The sequence below is a fragment of the Candidatus Parakkermansia intestinigallinarum genome, assembly GCF_944389695.1.
Lineage (GTDB): Bacteria > Verrucomicrobiota > Verrucomicrobiia > Verrucomicrobiales > Akkermansiaceae > Akkermansia > Akkermansia intestinigallinarum.
This window is the reverse complement of record NZ_CALXNG010000005.1, coordinates 79709-101300: the sequence shown is the minus strand read 5'-3', so window position 1 is coordinate 101300 and position 21592 is coordinate 79709. Positions and strand designations below refer to the sequence as shown.

At 63.2% G+C, this 21592-nt stretch carries 17 protein-coding genes; 8 read left to right on the top strand and 9 right to left on the bottom strand.

Going from position 1 to position 21592, the window contains the following annotated elements:
* Positions 1 to 26 precede the first annotated feature (26 nt).
* Positions 27 to 2093 carry a DNA mismatch repair endonuclease MutL gene (gene mutL / locus AC6UAL_RS02590; RefSeq protein WP_500681796.1) on the bottom strand — a complete coding sequence of 689 codons (2067 nt, stop codon included), beginning with the start codon at positions 2091 to 2093 and terminating at the stop codon, positions 27 to 29.
* A gap of 143 nt (positions 2094 to 2236) precedes the next feature.
* Between mutL and AC6UAL_RS02585 the strand changes: the two genes are divergently transcribed.
* The 3 genes from AC6UAL_RS02585 to AC6UAL_RS02575 are packed head-to-tail and all read left to right on the top strand — an operon-like array spanning position 2237 to position 6802.
* Positions 2237 to 2758, top strand: a complete 522-nt coding sequence (locus AC6UAL_RS02585; RefSeq protein ID WP_500681795.1) for a UvrB/UvrC motif-containing protein — start codon at positions 2237 to 2239, stop codon at positions 2756 to 2758.
* Positions 2758 to 3888 carry a hypothetical protein gene (locus tag AC6UAL_RS02580; RefSeq protein ID WP_500681794.1) on the top strand — a complete coding sequence of 377 codons (1131 nt, stop codon included), beginning with the start codon at positions 2758 to 2760 and terminating at the stop codon, positions 3886 to 3888. The genes AC6UAL_RS02585 and AC6UAL_RS02580 overlap by 1 nt, the downstream gene beginning before the upstream one ends.
* Positions 3881 to 6802 carry an ATP-dependent Clp protease ATP-binding subunit gene (locus tag AC6UAL_RS02575; protein WP_500681793.1) on the top strand — a complete coding sequence of 974 codons (2922 nt, stop codon included), beginning with the start codon at positions 3881 to 3883 and terminating at the stop codon, positions 6800 to 6802. Before AC6UAL_RS02580 ends, AC6UAL_RS02575 begins: the two co-directional genes overlap by 8 nt.
* 286 nt (positions 6803 to 7088) lie before the next feature.
* On the opposite strand, the gene AC6UAL_RS02570 is transcribed toward AC6UAL_RS02575, so the two are convergent.
* Complete coding sequence (locus AC6UAL_RS02570) at positions 7089 to 8231, bottom strand: citrate/2-methylcitrate synthase (RefSeq protein ID WP_500681792.1); 1143 nt, start codon at positions 8229 to 8231, stop codon at positions 7089 to 7091.
* A gap of 92 nt (positions 8232 to 8323) precedes the next feature.
* Entirely contained in the window at positions 8324 to 8650 is a 327-nt protein-coding gene (locus tag AC6UAL_RS02565; RefSeq protein WP_500681791.1) for a 50S ribosome-binding protein YggL, read from the bottom strand.
* A gap of 95 nt (positions 8651 to 8745) precedes the next feature.
* Between AC6UAL_RS02565 and AC6UAL_RS02560 the strand changes: the two genes are divergently transcribed.
* A complete protein-coding gene (locus AC6UAL_RS02560) occupies positions 8746 to 9162 on the top strand; it encodes a LexA family protein (protein ID WP_500681790.1) in 417 nt (138 codons plus the stop codon).
* 161 nt (positions 9163 to 9323) lie between these two features.
* Here the strand turns inward: AC6UAL_RS02560 and AC6UAL_RS02555 are convergent, their stop codons facing one another.
* The 6 genes from AC6UAL_RS02555 to ilvD all read right to left on the bottom strand — a co-directional run bounded on the left by AC6UAL_RS02555 (position 9324) and on the right by ilvD (position 17283).
* Positions 9324 to 10481 (bottom strand): acyltransferase family protein, encoded by a 1158-nt coding sequence (locus AC6UAL_RS02555; RefSeq protein WP_500681789.1) that lies wholly within the window; start codon positions 10479 to 10481, stop codon positions 9324 to 9326.
* A 98-nt stretch (positions 10482 to 10579) separates the two neighbouring features.
* On the bottom strand, positions 10580 to 11482 hold the full coding sequence (locus AC6UAL_RS02550; RefSeq protein ID WP_500681788.1) for a DMT family transporter: 903 nt from the start codon (positions 11480 to 11482) through the stop codon (positions 10580 to 10582).
* Positions 11483 to 11526: 44 nt separating this feature from the next.
* Complete coding sequence (locus tag AC6UAL_RS02545) at positions 11527 to 12648, bottom strand: SEL1-like repeat protein (protein ID WP_500681787.1); 1122 nt, start codon at positions 12646 to 12648, stop codon at positions 11527 to 11529.
* 118 nt (positions 12649 to 12766) lie between these two features.
* Positions 12767 to 14059, bottom strand: a complete 1293-nt coding sequence (locus AC6UAL_RS02540) for an ankyrin repeat domain-containing protein (protein WP_500681786.1) — start codon at positions 14057 to 14059, stop codon at positions 12767 to 12769.
* A gap of 15 nt (positions 14060 to 14074) precedes the next feature.
* Positions 14075 to 15565 carry an MFS transporter gene (locus AC6UAL_RS02535; protein ID WP_500681785.1) on the bottom strand — a complete coding sequence of 497 codons (1491 nt, stop codon included), beginning with the start codon at positions 15563 to 15565 and terminating at the stop codon, positions 14075 to 14077.
* Positions 15566 to 15615: 50 nt separating this feature from the next.
* The gene (gene ilvD, locus AC6UAL_RS02530; RefSeq protein ID WP_500681784.1) at positions 15616 to 17283 is read right to left on the bottom strand and encodes a dihydroxy-acid dehydratase; all 1668 of its coding nucleotides are present in this window, start codon (positions 17281 to 17283) and stop codon (positions 15616 to 15618) included.
* 20 nt (positions 17284 to 17303) lie between these two features.
* Between ilvD and AC6UAL_RS02525 the strand changes: the two genes are divergently transcribed.
* Genes AC6UAL_RS02525 through AC6UAL_RS02510 form a run of 4 tightly spaced genes read left to right on the top strand, consistent with a single transcriptional unit; the run spans position 17304 to position 21570 of the window.
* Positions 17304 to 17447 (top strand): hypothetical protein, encoded by a 144-nt coding sequence (locus AC6UAL_RS02525; RefSeq protein ID WP_500681783.1) that lies wholly within the window; start codon positions 17304 to 17306, stop codon positions 17445 to 17447.
* A gap of 56 nt (positions 17448 to 17503) precedes the next feature.
* Positions 17504 to 18064 carry a hypothetical protein gene (locus AC6UAL_RS02520; RefSeq protein WP_500681782.1) on the top strand — a complete coding sequence of 187 codons (561 nt, stop codon included), beginning with the start codon at positions 17504 to 17506 and terminating at the stop codon, positions 18062 to 18064.
* 5 nt (positions 18065 to 18069) lie between these two features.
* On the top strand, positions 18070 to 19179 hold the full coding sequence (locus tag AC6UAL_RS02515; RefSeq protein ID WP_500681781.1) for a M23 family metallopeptidase: 1110 nt from the start codon (positions 18070 to 18072) through the stop codon (positions 19177 to 19179).
* A gap of 3 nt (positions 19180 to 19182) precedes the next feature.
* The gene (locus tag AC6UAL_RS02510) at positions 19183 to 21570 is read left to right on the top strand and encodes a hypothetical protein (protein ID WP_500681780.1); all 2388 of its coding nucleotides are present in this window, start codon (positions 19183 to 19185) and stop codon (positions 21568 to 21570) included.
* The last annotated feature ends 22 nt before the right edge of the window (positions 21571 to 21592 follow it).

Genomic DNA, 21592 nt, shown 5'->3' with positions numbered 1-21592 from the left:
AGGTCGGCGGGAAACGGGCCGCGCTCTCAACGGGACTGGAACTTGCGGTTGAGCTCGCTGAGGGAGATGGGGACGAGCGTGGGTTTGCCCGAGGGCGTACAGTAGGGTATGTCACAGCGCAGCAGGTCGACCAGCAGGGGCATGGGCTGTTGCAGCCAGGTGCTGAGGTCTTCCTGAAGGGCGTAGTGATGCGCGAGCCGGGTTGCAAAGGGTTCAAAGGGGTTGCGGCTGCGGCGCAGTTTGCCTTCTCCCCGTGCGAACCAGGCGATAAGGTCTTCGATGAAGCCCTCGACGTCATCGAGGGCCAGCAGGGCGGGAGCGGCTTCAACGCGCAGCGTCCGTCGCCCGAAGAGGCTGACGCTGAATCCCGATTGCCGGAAGTGGGGCAGCAGGGCCTGCACGGTGCCCCAATCGCGGGCATCGGGCTCTATCATGATGGGCTGCAGCAGGCGCTGCGAGGCCAGCGGGCGGCGATGCGACTCGAGCAGGCGTTCAAAGATGATGCGCTCGCGGGCGGCCGTCGGGTTCATGAGCACCAGGCCCTCGGAGTTCTCGTAGATGATATAGCGCCCGTGCAGGCAGCCCAGATAGCGGAAGCGCGGCAACACGTCGCCGCCATCGTCCGCATGCGCCGCGGGCGGTGACACCGTCCCCCCGAGGCGCTCATCGGGCTCCGCCGAGAAACGACCGACCGTCGGCGGCGGGGGCTGGGGCGGCAGCACGGCGGCGGAACCCGCGGCTCCTGCCTGCGGGACGGCGCTGCCGCTGCCGGGAGGTGACGCGGGGAGCTTCAAATCCTGCTGGCGCGGTTGGGCCAGCGCTTGCAGCACGAGGCGGGGCGTCAGTGCGGGCTTGGCATCGGTGACGCCCGGCGGCGGCACCTCGGCACGTTCGGGCCCATGCCGCAGCGGTGCGGCCGCCGCTTGGGGCTGAGCTTCGGCGCCGGGTGCGATCGGCTGAGGAGGAGCACTCCCTTCCGGCACACTCTCATCCGGGGCTTTGGCATCGGGAGTCGCGGCATCGGGAGCCCTGTCATCGGGGGTCTTATTATTGGCCGTCTTTTCTCCGCTGAGGCTCTGCTCGCCGCGCGCGGCAGCGGCCAGGGTCGAGCCGATGGCTTCCAGCACGGCAAGGGTGATGTCCGAAGGGCGGCGAAAGCGCACCTCGCGCTTGGCCGGATGCACGTTGACGTCCACCAGACCGGGATCCACTTCCAGATAAAGAAACAGAGCGGGATGCAGCCCCGTGGGGAAGCCGCCGTAACCGTCGCGGATGGCTCGCGTGATGATTTTGTCTTCTATCGAGCGGCCGTTGAGGAAGATATACTGCATGCGGCGGTTGCGGCGCGCCTCGCTCAGCGGCATGAGGTAACCGCTGACACGCACCCCCGGCGCTTCCGCAGGGCGAATGGCCATGAGGCGTTCGGCTAACTCTCGACCGATGAAGCCGGCAATGCGCTGCCGCAAATCCGAGGTCGCCGGCAGGTCAAAACACAGAGAGCCGTCTTTGACCAACACGAAGCGGAGGCCGGGAAAGGCGAGGGCGTGCAAGCGCAGCTGGTGCTCGACATGCCCGGACTCGGTCTCTTCGCTCTTGAGGAATTTGCGCCGCACCGGCGTGTTGTAAAAGAGGTCGGCCATGCTGATCTCGGTGCCGGGAGCGCAGCCGACTCCGCTCACGCGAGGCGCCTCTCCCCCCTCGCAAATCAGTTCGGTGCCCTCCACATCCTCCGCTCGCCGGGTGCGGATGGTGAGGCGAGAGACGGAGGCTATGCTGGGCAGAGCCTCGCCGCGAAAGCCGAGCTGCCGGATGTCGAAGAGGTCCTCCGCGCGGCGCAACTTGCTGGTGGCATGGCGGCGCAGGCAAAGTTCGGCATCGAGGCGGCTCATGCCGCAGCCGTCATCCGTCACCTTGAGCAGGGCTATACCACCGCGGCGCACCTCGACGCGAATGCAGTGAGCACCGGCATCAATGCTGTTTTCGACGAGCTCCTTGAGCACCGAGGCCGGGCGCTCGACCACCTCGCCGGCCGCCACTTGGCTGGCAAGGACATCATCCATCAGGTGTATCTTCTGGTCGGGGTCATCCGGCATGGCTGCAACGCCTCCACTCTACCACGAGGCGTTTTTTTCGTCAACCTCACATCGCGGGACGGATGAGCCCCTTGTGCGAGTAATGACACAGAAAGCAAGGTCTTGGCTCGCCACGGGAGATTTTTTCGTGTATCATAGCGCGCGTGAAGAAATGCCAAATCTGCGGCAAACCCGCCACCATGTTTCTCACCCAGATTATCAACGGAGAGGTGACGGAGCTTGCCTTTTGCGAAGAGTGCGCCAAGGCAAGGGGGCTCTTTGATCCTCAGGCTCTGAGCTTTGCCGAGAAGTTTTTCCCGGAGAAGTTCCAAGAGCGCGTCGGCAATTTGCTCAAGGAGCTCAACATCGGCGCTTCCCCGTCTCGGCAACACGGCGATGCGGAAAGCAAGGGCAATCTGCTGACCGAATGCCCCGTCTGCCATTTCACCCTCGATGACTATCGCCGCAGCGAGCACCTCGGCTGCCCCGACTGCTACCGCGTCTTCGCCCGCGAAATCTTCAGCGACGCTGAGACTCAGGAAGCCGGCAGCGAAGAGCCTGCGCCGAACGGTGCATCCCCTGCCCTTACACGGAAACAGATAGAAGCGGAACTGAGCCGCGCCATTGAGCGCGAAGACTATGAGACGGCGGCTCGCCTCCGCGACCAACTCAAGAATCTCGACTGATGGCCGCCCTCCCTCCCCTCATTGCCAAGGCGCAAAAGACGACCGTGCCCTGGCTTTCCCGCATCGACAGCGAAGGTGATATTGTTCTCGGCTCGGTGCTGCGCGCCGTGCGCAACCTGCCCGGCTTTCCTTTCCCCGGCTGGAGCAGCGATGAGTCGCGCCGCCTCGTCGCGGAACAGCTCAGCAAGGAGCTCAGCGGCATACGCCGACTCGGGCTGAGCCGCTTCACCGATGTCTCCGAGTTGAGCTTTGATCAGCGGCGCATGCTGCTGGAGCGCAAGCTCATCACGCCCTGCATGGCAGCGCGGCAGCAGGGCTGCTCCATCGCCTTGAACCGCAAGGGCAATGTCTGCGTCATGCTCAACGAAGAGGAGCACCTCGTGGTGCACATGCTCTACGGCGGCGGACACTTTGATGAGCATCTGCGCCGCGCCCGAGAGCTGATGGCGGAAATCGACGGCCGCATCAGTTTCGCAACCCATGAGAAACTGGGCTTCCTGACGAGCAATCCGCACGAGGCCGGCGACGGTCTGCAACTCTACCTCATGCTCCACCTGCCCGCGCTGGCCCTGGCCGACATGACCGAGCAGGTCGGCCGCGCCTGCGACAAACTCAACCTGCAGTTCACTCCGCTCTTCGGCAGCGACGACGACGACGAGTCTCACGGCTTTCTGCTCTGCGCGGGGCCGACTCCGGTCGGGCAGAGCGACGAGCTCTTCCGCCGGGCCATCAGCACCGCAGCGGAGATTCGCCGCAAAGAAGAGATGCTGCGCATCAAGCTCATCGCCGAGCGCCCCCTTGAGCTCTGCGATCAGGTCGGCCGCAGCTACGGGCAGCTCCGCTACGCTCATCGCCTCAACTATGCCGAGTTCAGGAGGCTGCTGTCGGTTCTGATACTCGGCGCCGGCCTCGACATCGTTCGCAGCGACGAGGTGACGGATCCGCCCCTTCTCATGCGTCTGCTGGCCGAGGGCCTCATCGAGCTCGCGCCCGGTTCGCTTGCCCTCTCGAAAGTCACCAAAGAGTCGGAGCAGGACGCCGCGCGCGCCTATTCCCTTCTGCAAATGTTCCGGCACCTGCGTTTTCATTTTTGTTCACCCTATTTTTCATCCCCTTCCGACCATGAATAACTTTTCACCCCGAGCCATGCAAATACTCAGCTACGCGCGTCGCGAAGCCTCTCTGCACCATCACCAGTACATCGGCGTCGAGCACATTCTGCTCGGCATTCTCAAGCTGGGGCAAGGTGTCGCGTGCGCCGTTCTCGAGAAGCTCGGCGTCAACATCAGCCAGCTGGCCGAGCGCATCTCCGGCAGTCTCGTGCCCGGCGACTCGGCGGAAGCCCCCGACAAGCTGCTCTACACGCCGCGGGCGCGCAAGCTGCTGGTGAGTGCGGGCTCTGAAGCGGCCCGGCTCCGGCACAGCTACGTCGGCAGCGAGCACCTGCTGCTCGCCATGCTCTGCGACACGGACGGCATCGCGCTGCACGCTCTCAACGACTCGGGCGTCACCTACAAGGACGCCGCGCGCGCCGTCTCCGAAGAGCTCTCCGCCTCCTACGACCCCGAAGCCTCCGACGACGACAAGGGCCCCGAGCGCCCCTACGACGATGAGAACCGCGGCGGCGACGAACGCCCCGAGGACGAGGAGGAAGACGCCAACGCCTTTCTCCACGAGCGCGGCGGGCGAGGCGGCGGATCGCGCAGCCGCACGCCTGCCCTCCAAGCCTTTGGCCGAGACCTGACGCAGCGCGCCGCCGCAGGCGAGCTTGACCCGGTCATCGGCCGGCAGGCTGAGATGGAGCGCGTCATCCAGATTCTCTGCCGCCGCACCAAAAACAACCCCGTTTTGCTGGGTGAGGCAGGCGTCGGCAAGACGGCCATCGTCGAGGGGCTCGCTCAGCAGATTGTCGCCGGAGAAGTCCCGGAGTTTCTGCTGGGCAAGAGGCTTATCTCGCTGGATCTGGCTCTCATGGTGGCTGGCACGAAGTACAGAGGGCAGTTCGAGGAGCGCCTCAAGGCGGTGATGGACGAGATTCGGCGCGAGAAAAACGTCATTCTCTTCATCGACGAGATGCACACTCTCATCGGCGCGGGTTCGGCCGAGGGCACGATGGACGCCTCCAACATCATCAAACCCGCGCTCTCGCGCGGCGAGCTTCAGGCCATCGGCGCAACCACGCTCAACGAATACCGCAAGCACATTGAGAAAGACGCCGCCTTCGAGCGCCGCTTCCAGCAGGTGCAGGTCGGCGAGCCGTCGGTTGAGGACACCATCCTCATTCTCAAAGGCGTCGCTCCCCGCTACGAGGAGCATCACCACGTGCACTATACGCCCAAAGCTCTCGAAGTGGCCGCCGGCCTCTCCAAGCGCTACCTGACGGGACGCTTCCTGCCGGACAAGGCTATCGACCTCATGGACGAGGCCGGCTCGCGCCTCTGCGTCGCTCGCATGACGCGCCCGGCGGACATCAAGGCCACCGAGCAGGAGCTGCGCGACCTCGAAGAGAAGAAGAGCGCCGCCGTCGCGGACCAGCTCTTTGAAGAGGCCGCCCGCTACCGCGATCGCATCAAGGAGCTCGGCGAGCAACTCCGGCAGCGGGTCGAAAGCTGGCGCCATCACATGAACGACTCCTACATCGACGTGAGCGAAGAGGATATCATGACGGTGATCTCGAAGTGGACCGGCATTCCGCTTTCGCGCATGGAAGAGAAAGAGGCTGAAAAGCTCCTGCGCATGGAAGACGAGCTCAAGAGCAAGGTCATCGGGCAAGACGTCGCCTGCTCGGCCATCTCGCGGGCCCTGCGCCGCAGCCGCGCCGACATCAAAGACCCGCGCCGCCCCATCGGCTCCTTCCTGTTCATGGGGCCGACGGGCGTCGGCAAGACTTATCTGGCGCGCAATCTGGCCGAAATCATGTTCGGCACGGCCGACGCGCTCATCCAAGTCGACATGAGCGAGTACATGGAGAAGTTCAGCACGAGCCGCCTCATCGGCTCGCCTCCCGGCTACGTCGGTCACGACGAGGGCGGCCAGCTCACCGAACAAGTGCGCCGACGACCCTATGCCGTCATCCTCTTTGACGAGGTGGAGAAGGCGCATCCCGATGTGATGAACCTGCTGCTGCAGGTGCTCGAAGAAGGCTGCATGACCGACTCTCTCGGCCGCAAGGTCAGCTTCAGCAACACGATCATCATCCTCACCTCCAACGTCGGCGCCAGTCTGGCCTCCCGCCAAGGCACGATGGGCTTCGGCGCCATGAGCTCCGAGAGTGCCGACTACGAGACCATGAAGGAGCGCATCACGGAGGCCGCCCGCCAGCACTTCCGCCCCGAGTTCATCAACCGCTTCGATGAGCTGATTGTCTTCCGCATGCTCGAACGCGCCGATCTGGAAAAAATCGTCCGCCTCGAGGCACGCAAGCTCATCGACCGCCTCGCCCACAAGCAGATCGACCTCAAGCTCTCGCCCGAGGTTGTCAGCATGCTCGTGGACAAGGGCTACGACCCGCAGTACGGCGCCCGCCCGATGCGCCGGGCCATCGAGCGCCTGCTCGAGGATCCGATTGCCGAGGCCATCCTGCGCGGCGATCTGAGCGCCGGGCACCATTCGCGCGCCATTCGCCCCGAAGGCTCCGATGAGATTGCCTTCTGCGACGACACCCCGGCTGAGTCGGCCCCGCCCGCAGCCCCTGCCCCCGCCGAGCCATCCGCCTCCGCTGCTCCCTCTCTTCCCGCAGAACCGAGTCCCGCGACACCCGCTCCTTCGGCACCCGCTGAAGAGACGCCGGACGCAGGTGCACCTGCCGAAGCGACGGCAGCGACGGCAGCGGCAGCGGATGACAGCGCCCAAGAGTCCCCCGACGACGGAGAGGTTCTGCGCCTCAGCGCCACCCCGGAAGGCAGCGCCAAGCCGAAACGCCGTCGCAGGAATGCAGCTTCCGGCGACACGGCGGCGCCGAAGTCTCCGCGACGCAAGCGCAAGAGCGGCGACGAGCCTCAAGAGGGTTCGGACGGCGCATCGCCGGATGCCGCGAAAGACTGATCGTCTTTTCTGCTCACAGCCGCGTCGGCGTACGCGGCCGCATCCCATCGAAGCGCGGCGCTCAGCCTCCCCCACGGGGGGGAACTGAGCGCCGCGTCAGCGTTCAAGCCGCAGGCTTCCCCCGGCTCCACGGTCTCTTCAGGCGGGAGTAAGCATTCACGGTCGGCGGGCCGGCCTCAGCAGCCCGAGCGAAACGCCGCATGCGGCAAAGCGCAAAAAACCCTGCGGATCGGCGATCCGCAGGGGCGCAAAAGGGCGGAAACTCGCGGTGAGAAGCGCTCGCGTCTCAGCGCATATCGAGCACCGGCACCAGCAGAGGCTCGTTCGGGCCCGTGTAGCGGGAAAGCGGACGGAAGAGCGTGTTATCCTCAAGCTGCTCGAGAATCTGAGCCACCCAGCCGGCGGAGCGGGCAATGGCAAACACCGTCGTGAACATGCGCGTCGGAATACCGAGGCTGTAGTACACCGTCGCCGAATAAAAATCCACGTTGGCGTTCAGATTCTTGCGGGCGCGCATAATCTTGGCGATCATATCGCTCATGCGGATCCACTTCGGCTCGCCGATCGTCTGCGTCAGGCGGATGGCGATGCGGCGCAGCTGCGGAGCGCGGGGGTCGAGCGTCTTGTAAACGCGGTGCCCCATGCCGAAAATCTTTTCCTTGTTGGCAAGCTTCTGGTTAATGTAGGCCTCGACGTTGTCCTCATCGCCGATCTCCTTGAGCATCTCGATAACCGCCTCATTGGCGCCGCCGTGCAGCGGCCCTTTGAGCGTGCCGACCGCCGACGTAATGGCCGAATACATGTCCGAGAGCGTCGAGGCCGTCACGCGAGCCGAGAAGGTCGACGCATTCATGCCGTGATCAGCATGCAGAATGTAGCCCACATCGAGGATATGCGCCTCATTCGGATCGGGCTCCTTGCCCTTGAGCAACCAGAGGAAGTGAGCCGCCTCGTCGAGATCGGTGCGAATCGGCGGCAAATCCAGCCCCTCGCAAATGCGGTAGTAGTAGGCCGCCATCACCGGAATCTTCGCGATGAGAGACAGGCCGATCTCCTTCATCTGGCTCGGATCCTTCGTGCGGTCGTCGTACATGCCCAGCATCGACACGGCCGTGCGCAGTGCGCTCATCGGGCGAGCCTTCTTGGTCGCCGTCTTGAAGAAATCGAGAATGGGCTGAGGCAGCTCGCGATCATTGCGGAGGCGTTGCTGGAGTCCGTTGAGCTCCTCCCGGTTGGGCAGGCGTTTATTGAGGAGCAGGTAAATAATCTCCGGGAAGGTACAGAGATCGACCAAATCCTCAATTTCATAGCCGCAGTAAAGAAGGCGTCCCTCTTCGCCGCGAACGTCGCTCAGGCCCGTCTCATTGGCAATCACGCCCTTGAGCCCCTTGGCCAGAATCGCCGGTGCTTGTTGCTGCTTATCAGTCATTCTTGAAACAATGGGATGGTTGTGGGCCGGAGGCGCTCCGACCCGGTATTCAGGTGGGTTGGCGGCAGATCAGCGCGGAGGCCGAGCTCAGCTCAGCTCAGCGCATACCAAGCGTCATGAAGCTCGCTGAAAGCCTTGACTTCGACATCGGAGCGGCCTTCCAGCCAAGTCTTGACAGCTTGGCGCTGCTCTTCGCTGGTCTTCGTCGGGTCCGCAGCCGTCACAATGATGAGGCAACCCTCATCCGTCAGGCTGCCCTCGCAATCCAGACCGTTGGCCTCGATGCACTCACTGACGAGCGACTGCAGAAACTGTCCGCACTCCGGGGAATTCACATCACCCTTGTACTCGAAGGTAAACTCAAAGCAGAGCTCGCGGAACTCGCCGAGACGGTATTTTTTTCTGAGTCTCTTTTTCATGACGGGCAAGTATATACCGAATTCCCCCCTCTTTGTCAAGCACAGAATTCTGCTGCGGACTTGCCTCCGAGCCGGAGGAGTGGTACACTCGCGGCATGAGCGACGATACCCCGAGCAGCCCGCAAAACCTGCCCTTTTTCAGCGAAGCCGTCGCGGCGGGCTTCCCCAGCCCGGCGGAGGGGGAGCTTCAACATAAGCTCGACCTCAACGAGCTCTGCATCACCAATCCCGTGGCGACTTACTTTGTGCGGGCGCGCGGGGAGAGCATGCGCGATGCCGGCATCCTCGACGGCGATATTCTGGTCGTCGATCGCAGTCTCGAAGCGCGCAGCGGCTCGGTCATCATCGCGTCGCTCAACGGTGAGTTCACCGTCAAAATCCTCGAGAAGAGCGGGAAACGCGTTCGTCTGCTGCCGGCCAACCCCGACTTCCGACCGATCGACATCACGCCCGAGTCCGGCGCGGAATATTTCGGCGTCGTCACCTGCGTCATTCATCGCCTCAGGCATTGAGGGCCCCTGCCCTGAGCCGACCTGACGGCGGGCTGCCGTCCGCGCCGTTGCTTCCGGCGGGTCGTTTCGCCGTTGCGGTGCGTGCAGCGGCGGCGCCGTACACGAAGCCGCATGGGCCGCGGATAAGCTTCCCGCGCCGCGTGTTGCGACACGGCGGCGGCTCAGCGCAGCAGCAGGCGCCTGAGGCGGGCGCGCACCGGCTCATCCCAGAGGCGCGAGCAGAGCAGCGCCAGCAGCAAACTGCCGGCCACCGCGAGCAGCGCCCCCGGCCACGCCTCTCCCCAAGTCGTCACCCGCTTCGCCAACAGCCAGTCGTAAAAAAGATACATGAGGGGGTAGTGCACCGCGTAGAGGGGGTAGGACAGCCGCCCCAATCCCCGACACAGAGCGCCCATCATGGCCCCGGACGGCTGCCCCGAGGCCCCCATCATCAGCACGAGCGGGAAAGCCAGCGCGATGCAGGCAAACTCATACACGCCGTTGAGCAGCACCCCGCCGCAGGCGGGCAGGCTCGGAACGCAGAACAGCAGCAACAAGGCCAAGCTCCCCGCTTCGAACGCGCCGCGCACCCGGCGGCGGGGGCGATAGCCGCGAGCCAGCAACAAGCCGACGCAGTAGGGGAAAAACAGGCGAAGCAGTGCGCCCGGCACGTTGGTACCGGCAAAGGTCCAGCCCACGCTGATCATGCCGTAGCCCGATGCGTCGCTCACCGCATAGGCGCAGAGCCCGGCGCCGACGGCCAGAGTCAGCACAAGCAGCAAGCGCGTCGGCAGGCGGTGCAGCAGCAAGGCGTAGACAAGACTGGCCACGTACTCATAAAACAACGACCAAGCCGGCCCGTTGAGGGGGAAAATCTCACCGTTGCCGCGCACGTCGAAGCCCGCCCCCGGCCACGCCGGAATGAACAGGCAGGAGCAGAGAAAGGCCATCGCCACCGCCGATGCCGCGACCGCGCCTCCGCCCCCGGGCCAGCCGGCATTCTGCACGCAGAAACTCAGCACCCCGATGAGCGAAGCGATGAGCATCATCGGGTGCAGGCGGATGAGGCGGCGCAGCAGAAAAGACCCGCCGCTCATCGTGCGGCCCAGCCGATCATCGTAGGCGTAGCCCATGACGAAGCCCGACAGCATGAAAAAGAAATCGACCGCCAAGTAGCCGTGATTGAGCCAGGGGATGACCGCGCCGTTGTTCGCCACGGGAAAGAGGCCCTCAAACACGTGATAGACCACGACCAGCAGGGCCGCCACGCCGCGCAGCCCGTCGAGCAGTTCATAGTGCGGTTTGGAATCGGTCGGCGGCAGCGGAGGGGACGTCGGCATAGGGCTGAAGATGGGCTCGAGGAAACGCGAAACGGACAGTTGCGGAGCCCCATTCTAGCGGGTGACGGGAGCTCTGTCAAGCGGGAACGCGTGCCCGATCAACGGCCGGCAGGTGCAGCGGCATGCACCTGCGTGACCAAGCGCACGCCGACGGCAATGAGAAGCACGGCCACGAGCTTCGGCGTCGTGATGACGTCGATGCCCCAGAGCACGCCCGCCGTGGCGGCAACAACGGGCTGCACGTAGTTGTAGGTGGCGACGACCGAGGGCGATAGGCGGCGCTGCGCCATGATGAGCAGGATATAGCAGACGAAGGTGCCGATGAGGACGACGTAGAGCATGCCGCCCCACTCGCGCGGGCTCAAACTTCCCCAGGGCAGCTGCACCCATGCCGGAGCCATGAAGGGCACGGAAAGGACGGCGGAGATGGTGAAGAGCCACTTCATCAGCGTCAGCGTCCGATAGCGGCGAATCACCCGGCCGAAGAAAATAAAATAACAGCAAGCAAAGAATTGGGAGGCGAGGCAAAGGGCATCACCGAGCACGCTGCCGACCTGCCCCGACTGCGCCGAGCCGAGGATGAGGATGAGGGCGCCGCACGCCCCCATGGAGAGCCCGCAGAGGCGGGAGAGGGTGAGGCGCTCGTGCAGGATGAGGGCGGCGAGCGCCATTGTCATCACGGGGGTGGAGGTTGTGATCACGCAGGCATTGGTCGGCGACGTGTACTGAACACCGATGACGAAGAGGTACTGGTTGAAGGCCATGCCGCAGAGCGACATGCCGATGAGCGCGGGCCAGTCGCGGCGAGCAATCTTCTGAGAGGGCGCAAAGAGCGCCAGAAGCTGAAACAAAAGGGCCGACCCGACGATGCGAAACGAGGCCAGCAGGCTGCCGTCGACAACTCCGCCCTGCATGACGAGTTTGGAGACGGGGCTCATCAGCCCGAAGAACAGAACGGCGAGCAAGGCCGCGCCGTGTCCTTTCAGTCCGCGCTTGAACATCGGGGCGGTATTCTACACGCCTCGCGCTCAAAAGCAAGTCCTTTTCAGTCCTGCGCCTCGGCTTTCGTGCTCTCTGCGGCAGCCGGTTCGCCGGAGTCGGCGCCTTCGAGCCGAGACAGGCGCGCTTTCCACGCTTCAATCTCCGCGCTGAAATCAGAGGCCTGCGGAGAAGATTCGAGCAGGCCGATGAGCAAGCGTATGGCTGCCGGCAGCTCCTGCCCCGCCGCCAAGCGAATGTAGTTCACCCCGCGATCGAAGTCTACGTCCACGCCTTCTCCGTTTATCAGCATCAGTCCGTAAACCATCTGCGCGCGAGAATCCCCCTTCTCTGCCGCCAGGCGGTACCAGCGGGCGGCTTCGCTCAGGTCGCGGCGCACTCCGGCGTAGCCGTTTGCGTAAATGAAGCCCAGATTGCGTGCGGCATCTTTCAGGCCGTTGCCTGCCGTGTCATCGGCAGCCTGGGTCAGCAGTTCCAGCCCTCTTGGCGCGTCTTCGGCTTTGCCGCCGTGGATGAGGGCAAGCCCGAGTCGATACCGAGCCTCGGCGCATCCGGCATCCGCTGCCTTGGCGAGCCATGCGAGTCCCTCGGCCGCAGTCTCTTCACTCCGCAGCAGAAGCTGTCCGAGTTGAATCTGGGCATCGACAAAGCCGCTCTCGGCGGCCTTGGTGAGCCATTGGCGGCCCTCGGCAAGCGTCGCTTCGCTCTGCATGAGGAAGTCGCCGAGGCGAAACTGAGCGTCGGCAACACCGGCTTCGGCGGCGCGTCGCCAGTGAGCGAGAGCCCCCTGCACGTCGCGCGCGACGCCTTCGCCGCGGTAGAGGATGTCGCCGATGGATGTTTCGGCCTCAATAAAGCCTTGGTCGACTGCGCGAGAAAACCACGCGAGGGCCTCCCCGGCGTCTTTTTCAATGCCCTTGCCGCCGTACATGTACAGGCCGCCGAGATCGAGCTGGGCGCGCAGGTACCCGGCCTCGGCCGACTTTCGCATCCACTCCAGCGCCCCGGCTACATCCGCCGTTTCGCGCGAGACGGCGGGCATGAGCAGGGCGCGGGCATGCTCGTACATCGCTTCGGGGGTCTCGGAAGCCTGCCCGTCTTGGTCATGGCAGGCGGTGAGGATGAGCAGGGGCATCAGCAGAGGCGGCATCAGACGGGTGGCTTTCATCGTCAGCGATTCTAATGCAGGGCAAACGGCGCGTCAAGAGCAGAAACTAACAGGTCGCTCCCTCCGCCCGTCACGGGTGAGATGGGAGCGACCTGAAGAAGATGCTGCGAAAACAAGCTCAAGCCGCAGCGGGCTCCGCGGCAGGCTGCGTAGCAGCAGGCTCTGCGGGCTGTTGCTCAGCGGCAGGCTGCGCGGCAGCAGGCTCTGCGGGCTGTTGCTCGGCGGCAGGCTGTTCGGCGGGATCTGCGGGCTGCTGTTCAGAGGCAGGCTGTTGCTCAGCGGCAGGCTGTTCGGCGGGTTGAGCGGACTTGTGGTACTTGGCCTCTTCTTCCGCCTTCTTTTCCTCTTCGGCCTTGTCGCGCTGGATGACGTAGGCGGTGACGGCGATCTGAGCCACGCGCACGCAGTCGTCGGCATCAATGGGCGGGACGCTCCCGGGGTTCTTCAGCAGCTCGATGACGGCTGCGTAATCCTTGATGCGGTTCTCCGAGCAGATGAGGCCGTAGGGGAACTGATCGCGCTTGGCATACGCATCGGCGTAGCTTTCGGCGATGGACAAGGCTGTTTCGCCCTTGAAATTCTTGAGCGAGGTGTCGGCCCCGAGCGCCAGCAGCATGCGCACGGCACCTCTCTGGCCGCGCAGCGCGGCGAGCATGAGGGGCGTGTATCCATTGCCCTCGGCGGCGTTGATGTCGACCCCGCGCTCCAGAAGGCGGGCGCAGTTGAAGGGAAGCCCGCTCCATGCCGCCCAGTGGAGGGCGTTGAAACCGTCTTCATCGGTGGCGTGCACGTCGATGCCGGCCTGGGCAAGCAGGCGGTTGGTGTAGAAGTAGCGCGCGAGATCGGGTCTGCAGTAGAGGTCCTCGTTATCAAAGAAGGCGTTGTAGTCTTCGCCGTCCTGCTTTTTGATGTAGTCGTGGAAGTTTTTGAGGTTGGTTTTGCCCTTCTCGTCCTTCTCGTCGCTGACGTAGGCGTAGCAGAGGGTCTGCGGGTTGTTGAAGTTGCTGTAGCAGAGCCACATCAGCGGGGTGCGTCCGGTGTTGTCGGTGCAGTTGATGAAGTCAACGCCGTCGCGGAGCGCGGCCTCGAGTCGCTTGTCGAGCTCTTTGATGAAGGTTTCATTCTGCAGGGAGGAGAAAGCCTGCGGGGCTCCTTTTTTGAAGTCTGCTTCGGCCTTGTGGGCGATGGAGATGAGGTCCTGGGCGTCGTAGACGATTTCAAAGGGCTTCATGGCGAACTTGCTGAAGAGGCCCAGTACGACGGCCACGAGCATGAGCACGAGCATGTCGTTGATGATGGGCTTCCACTGCACCTCGGGCTTTTTGCGCGGGGCGGCGGCTTCAGCTTGTTGAACTTCGTCGAGCAGTTGCTTCTGCTCTGCTTCGGTGTTGCGGTTATGAGAGTCAGACATGGGGGTGTGGCGGAATCAGGCGTTCTGGGCGGTGCCGTTTTCGGGCATTTCGGTGTCGTTTTCGGCCTTGTTGTTGCTCTCGGACTTGGCTTGTTCTTCGGGGTGGTCGGAGACGAAGCTGTCTTTGGTCAGAATGATGGCGACGGGCGAGATGACGGCCATGATGAGGTAGATGGTCCACATGAACTCAGGGGAGTCCCAGAAGCTGATGTGGCCGGTATCCATCTTGGCGGCGATGCCGTCGTAACACAGGTAGGAGACGAGCAGACCGCCGACGACGCCGTTGATGGGTTTGGCGATGAACATCGGCAGGGCCGAGAGGGACATGTAGGAGGCAACTTTGTCTTTCGGGGCGACGCGGGCGACGTACTCCGAGAAGCGCGGGCTGAAGAGCAGCTCGCCGAAGGCAAAGACGAAGATTTGCAGCACGATGGCCAAGAAGTAGGCTTGACCCAAGGTCTCAACGCCGGGCAGGACGAAGTACCACTCGGCCGGTATGGCCATGAAGACCATGGCGAAGGCGGAGATGGACATGCCCGAGATCATGAGTTTGACGGTGGAGAATTTCTTGAGGATGGGGATGATGGCGATGAGGCCGATGACGATGATGGCCGGGTTGAAGGAGTTGATGATGCCCAGCTTGAAGTCCTCGCCGACGGTGCGGGTGTAGTACTGCGGCATGACGAGGAATTGGAGGGTGAAGACGAGGCGCACGCCCAAGGTCAGCACGAGGAAGACGATGAGCTTGCGGAAGGCTTTTTCTTTGGCGACTTCACCGATGAGCTGCAGGGGGCGGCGGGCGGCCGTCTTGCTCTGCGAGACGCGCTCTTCGGGCACGGCGTAGTAGTCTTCGTTGACGAAGCGCGTGAAGATGAAGGCGATGGCGCTGCAGGCGGTGCCGAGGTTGACGATCCACACCAAGCCGTCGACCGGCCCCTTGGCTTCACGCAGGGGGTCGACGAAGGCAAAGCCGGCCAGCAGAGCGCCGACGTTCATGAACAGGTAGTAGAAGTTGAAGCCCGTGGGTCTCGATCGCAGGGTGGTGAAGCGGCGAATGGAGGTGGAGATGCAGGGGCTCATGAAGGCCGTGCCGAAGGCCATGACGCAGATGCCCGCGATGACGAGGAAGCGGGCGTTTTCGGGCATGAGCTCGAGCTGCTTCGTGCCGAAGTCAAAGCCGCAGCCCAGCAGGATGCGCCCGAAGATGAGCAGGGCGAAGCCGATGAGGTAGGTGCGCTTCAGGCCGATGATGTCGCAGATGGTGCCGACGGCAAAGACGAAGAGCGAGAGGAACAGGGTGTAGAGCCCGACCCAGAGCGCGGCTTCGGCATCGTTGAAGCTGCAGCACTTGCTCAGGAAGAGCACGAAGATGTGGATGAGGGTGAAGTAGGCGAGTCCGTCGAAGAACTGGATGAAGTTGGTCAGCCAGAAGTCTTTGCCGCAGTCGCGCAGGACTCCGAATTCGGAGAAATACTGAATGATGGGGTTTTGTTTTTTGGACGACATTGTTTGGTAGCGGGATCCGAGAGGGAGGAAGGAGAGGGTTGATGAGGGATTTATTCGAGGACGGCGCCCTTGCCGGCGTTGGTGGCAAGTTTGCGGTAGCGTTTCAGCCAGCGGCCTTCGACCGGTTGGAAGGTAGGAACCCATGCGGCACGGCGCTCGGCGATTTCTTCATCGCTGAGGTCGACGCTGATGCTGCGGGCGGGGATGTCGATGCTGATGATGTCTCCGTCGCGCAGCAGGCCGATCAGCCCGCCTTCCGCGGCTTCGGGGGAGACGTGGCCGATGCAGGCGCCGTGGGTGGCGCCGGAGAAGCGGCCGTCGGTGATGAGGGCGACGCTGTTGCCGAGGCCCTTGCCCATGATGTAGCTGGTGGGCGCGAGCATTTCCTGCATGCCGGGGCCGCCTTTCGGGCCTTCGTTGCGGATGACGACGACGTCGCCGGGTTTGACTTTGTCGGCGAGGATGCCGGCGCAGGCGTCTTCCTGACATTCGAAGATGACGGCCGGCCCGCGGTGCACCATCATCTCAGGCAGCACGCCGGCTTTTTTGACGATGGCGCCCTGCTCGGCCAGGTTGCCGAAGAGGACGGCGAGGCCGCCGTCGGCCGAGTAGGCTTTTTCCACCGGCCGGATGACGTCGGTGTCGAGGCTGTGCAAGCCCTCGATTTGCTCGCCGAGGGTCTTGCCGCTGACGGTGGGGCACTGGGTGTGCAGGGCGCCGGGGATACGGTTGATTTCGGCGAGAATGGTCATGATGCCGCCGGCGCGCAGGACGTCCTGCATATGGTACTTGGAGCTCGGGGCGACTTTGCAGATGTTGGGGGTGCGCTTAGAGATGGCGTCGATGCGGCGCAGATCGTAGTTGAGGCCGGCTTCGTTGGCGAAGGCGAGGGTGTGCAGCACGGTGTTGGAGGAGCCGCCCATGGCCATGTCGCAGGTGAAGGCGTTGTCGATGCTCTCCTGCGTGACGATGTCGCGCGGCAGCGGGCCGCCTTGCTTGGCCATTTCAACGGCGCGGCGGGCGGCGGCGCGCCAGAGGTCTTTGCGCTCTTCAGAGGTGGCCAGCAGGGTGCCGTTGCCGGGCAGGGCGAGGCCGATGACTTCGCAGAGGCAGTTCATGGAGTTGGCGGTGAACATGCCGGAGCAGGAGCCCGCTCCCGGGCAGGCGCGGCACTCGATGTCATGCAGATCGTTTTCGTTGATTTTGCCTGCGGTGCAGGCGGCGACGGCTTCAAACACACTGTTGAGGTCGAGCGCTTCACCGTTTCGCCCGCGGCCCGCAGCCATGGGCCCGCCGGAGCAGAAGATGGTGGGGATGTTGCAGCGCAGCGCACCCATGACCATGCCGGGGACGATTTTGTCGCAGTTCGGGATGCAGATGCAGGCGTCGAAGGCGTGTGCCGTGAGCATGGTTTCGACGCTGTCGGCGATGAGCTCGCGGCTGGCCAGGGAGTATTTCATGCCCTTGTGGGCCATGGCGATGCCGTCACACACGCCGATGAGGTTGAATTCGATGGGGGTACCGCCGGCTTTGCGTACTTCAGCTTTAATGAGCTCGGCCACTTTGTTGAGGTGAACGTGGCCGGGGATAACTTCGTTGAAGGAGTTGCAGATGGCAATGAAGGGCTTTTTGATGTCTTCATCCGTCATGCCAGTGGCGCGCATGAGGCTGCGATGCGGCGCGCGCTCGATACCGGCTTTGGTACGATCTGATAACATAGCGGGGATCACTGTAGCATATGGGTTACGATATGGCGAGCATAAAATGCGTCTGTATCTCAGCTTCGTTAATCTTTGCAGTTTTCAATCAGCTTGCGGTGGGCGTCTCGGCAGGGCTTGTTGTTTCGGCAAGTGGGTTGCTGCGCGACATGATTGCATTTTGAGCTCGCCTTGACGCGACGTCGGGTCTATAATGCTGCTGACATTTTTTGACCGGCTTATGAAAACGATCAGCTTTATTCTTTCTTCTTTGGCTGCCGTTCTGCTGGGTACGTCGTGCCAGCAGCAGCAACGGGCTTACCCTCTGTATTGGTTCGAACAGGCTGACGGTTCCGGGGCCGGCGCAACGTTCACGATTGTTTACAAGGATCGCTATTACGTGAGGCAGCCGATTTTCAATCTCGAGCATTTCGAGAAGTTTGAGTCTTTCCTCGAGACCGACGGTTCATACACGGTGACGCTCTACCTCAAGCCCGAGTACCGCAACCGCCTCTACCTCACGACGCTGAATAATCAGGGCAAGTACCTGCTGCCCGTTGTCAACGGTATGGCGTTTACGCCCATTCTCATTGACAGTCCGGTCAATACGGGCAAGCTGACGATCTGGGGCGGCCTCAACGGCTACGATCTCAAGATGATTTCGCGCAAGGTCGAGCCGGTGCGCCCGGAGATTGAGGAGAAGCGCTACAAGGACAAGGACCCGCGTCCGCGCCCGAAGATGCCGGTGGATACCAATATCATGCGCGATCCCTCCGGCCGTGCCATTCCGCAAATTTACTGATGCCCATGAAGCTTTCGCCTATTGCGCTGTGGCCGGCTGCGTGGCTGTGTCTCAGTCTGTTCGCCCGGGCCGAGACGGATCTCGTGTACCGCCCGCCGACGGAAAACGACGCTCTGCTTCGCGGCGATAACGAGGGCTTCTTCATGTACTGCGACCGCACCTTCGAGGATGTGCATACGCAGCCTTGGGAGGCCGGGACCTACGGGCTCGTCCGCAACCCTTTTCGCGACTACAACAAGGAGGTGCGCTACTCGCGTTTTCACGAGGGTATTGATATCAAGCCTCTTCGCCGCACGGCAAACGGTACGCCGCTCGACGAGGTGCGCCCCGTGGCTCCGGGCCGCGTGGTGCATGTCTGCAGCCGCACGGGGCTGAGCAACTACGGCCGCTATGTGGTGGTGGCGCACGAGGTTCCCGAGGGGACGATTTATTCGCTTTACGCGCATCTGGCGCGCACGGATGTCGAGGTCGGTCAGGTGGTGGGAACGGGCAATACGCTCGGGATTCTGGGCTACAGCGGGGCGGGTATCAATCGGGTGCGAGCTCACTGCCATCTCGAGCTCTGCCTGCTGATGCATTCGCAGTACGACCGCTTTGCGCCGAAGTCCAATAAGCACGGTATTTACAACGGTTTGAATCTCATCGGCTTCAATGCCGCGGACGCGCTTCTGGCCTGCAAGGACGGCAAGCCTTTTTCGATTAGCGAGTATTTCAGCACGCTGCGGGAGCATTACCGCGTGCGTGTTCCCTGCAGCGGGCCCATCGATCTTCTGGTGCGTTACCCGTTCCTGTACAAGGGTTCGTGGGATCCCTGCCCGCCTTCCGTCGACATAGCCTTCACGGCCGAGGGTGTGCCGATTGCGGCATGGCCGTCCGATGAGCGTTTGTCGACGCCGAAGGTGATTTCGTGCGAGCCTATGCCGACGTATCAGCAGAATTGCACCTGCAACCGCGTCAAAAACAGCAGTCGCGATGCGACGCTGACGGTGAGCGGGCTGCGCTACGTCAACAACATGGTGCGCCTTCCCGCCGAGGCGGATTCGGCGTCTCCGTCGCCGGATGGACACGATGCCGAGCCTACTGATGAGGCTGATACGGAGCCGAACGAGGAATGAGTTATGAGAGTATCTGCCGGTCTGCTGTTTCTGTCCCTGTTTTCTCTCCTGCCTGCCCGAGCCGGGGTGGAGGAGGCGAGGCGCGCTCTGCTCGATAAGCGGCCGGCTGATGCGCTCGAGGCGCTGGAAGCCGAGGGAGTTTCGCCGGAGCTCGATTACTGGCGCGGGCGCTGTCTGACGGCGCTGGGGCGCTATGATGAGGCAGGCAGGCAGTTGCAGCGCGTGCCGAAGGAGCACGCGCTCTTCCCTTACGCGGCGCGGACTCTGATTTTCTGCTGGCACGCCTGCCCCGATGCGGACTTGCGCCGAGCGGTGGAAGGGCTGGAGGCGGATGCGCCCGACGAGGTATCTCGCCTAGCTTCGGCCGCGCTGGCGGAGTATGATCTCTACCGGGCTTCGGGCGATCCGGCGGTGACGGAAAAGCGGCTGGAGCGGGCTTGGCCGGAGGGCGCGGAGTCTTCCGCCGAGCGGCGGCTGCTCGAGCTGTATCGACTCGCCTCCGGCGGGCGCTTCGATGAGGCTCTGGCGCTGTGTCGGCGTTTGGAGGCCGAGGGTGAGCAGGATTTGCAGCTCAAGCATCGGGCGCGCTTGGCGATGGCGGAAATCTATTACCGCATGGCGGAGAACGGCGATGAGGACCAACGTGCGATGTCTGCCGACAAGGCGGAGGAAACGCTGTTGCAGTTTATTTCGTCCAATCCCGATTCTCCCCTCCTCGAGGATGCCTTCCGGCGTTTGCATGAACGCGGAGCTTTTGAGGCGAGCAGTTACGCGCGCGACAAGCTGGTCGAATGGGCTCAGGATGTGAAAAACGAGCATCGCTGCTGTCTGGCGCTGTTCGAGTGTCAAGTGCTCAGTGACAGGATGTCGGATGGGCCGATCTCTCGCGAGATTGTCAATGCTGCGCTGAGCTCGTTTCCGAACGAGCCGGTGACGAAGGCGATTCTGCGCGAGCAGGTGCGCCGCATGCTCGCCGGGGGTCTGACGAGTCAGGTCGAACCCTACGTGAAGGCTTTGGATGAAGATGACCCCTACCGCCTCTTCTTTACGGCCAGTACGCTCAAGGATTCTCCCCGGGAGGCGCATGAGCTTTACTGCCGCGCGGCAAGGTCGGCACCGAGCGAGCTTCGGGCGAGCGCCCTCGTCAATGCGCTGATCTGTGCGCTGAGGCTCGGCGATGAGGCGGAGGCGGCGCGGCTGATGGATGCGGCAAAGGAGTCACCGAGGCTTGCCGCGCAGTTGCTGACGGCCGAGGCTCTGTATTTTGCGCCGTCTCGACCGGCAGAGGCGGCTCGCCTGCTGGAGAGCTTGCTTCAACTGCCTCTGAGCGACTCTCAGAAGGCGGATGCAACGATGGATCTTGTCGAGCTTCTGCTGACGACGACGCAGGAGACGGAGAGAGCACAAGCGCTTCTCGGCGGCCTTGAGGGTGCTGATCTGACGGCTTGGAGCCCCGAGCAGATGCTGCGTTGCACGCTGCTGCACGAACTTTCGCTCATGGCGCAGCTCCCGGATGATGTGCAGGAGGTCAATCGCCGCAGCCTGCGGAAGACTGAGGAACTCATGCGCCGCCCCGGAGCACGGCGCGTGCTGACGGATTTGAGGCTGCACCATGCGGCGCTGCTCGATGAGGCCGGCTATCACGCCGAAGCGGCCAAGGAGTTCAAGAGGTGGCTGGCGGTCGAGAAGTCGCTGCCCGTCAAGGCGCGCTACTACCTCTCCGCCGCTCAGGCCTATGCTTCACTGGGGACGCAGGAGGCGCGTCGGGAAGCGGTGTTTTATTTGCAGCGCTGCGAGCAAATTGATTCTCCTTGGCGCTACCGTGCCATCGCCCTTCACGTTGAGCTTCTGCTGCTCGAAGGGCGGGTTGAGGAGGCGCTCAACATGCTGAGTCAGGCTCTCAAGGGCGGGGATAAGGCTTCTCGGACGGCGCTGTCGCCGATCGACCGGGCGCTGCTCGCCAGTGCTCTGGCTGATGCTCTCGTCATGAAGGGCGGCGAAGATGCATCGCAGGGGGCTCTCCGCGCGCTCGAAGAGGCTTTGGCGGACAAGGATCTTCCGGTCAACTGGCGCTTCCGACTGCGCCTCCATCACGCGATGATCTGCCTGCGCGCGGATATGACGGAGAAGGCCATTGCTGACTTTGAGAGCATCATCAAAGCGCGCCCCTTAGCGCAGGAGTACGGGCTGAAGTACGGCGGGCTCATTCTGTACGTGGCCGGCGCCGGAGAGATCTCCGCCTGGCTCGAGCTGGGCAACTACGCCAAGGCGGCCGAGGCGGCGGATCGCGTGGCCGATATGGCGGACGAGGCCTCGGGCAAGACGCGGCGCTTTGCGAAGCGCCTCCGCAACTGGGCCGCTCAAATCAGGTTGATGTATCCCGCGAAGTGAGATGTTGACACATCCCGCGAAG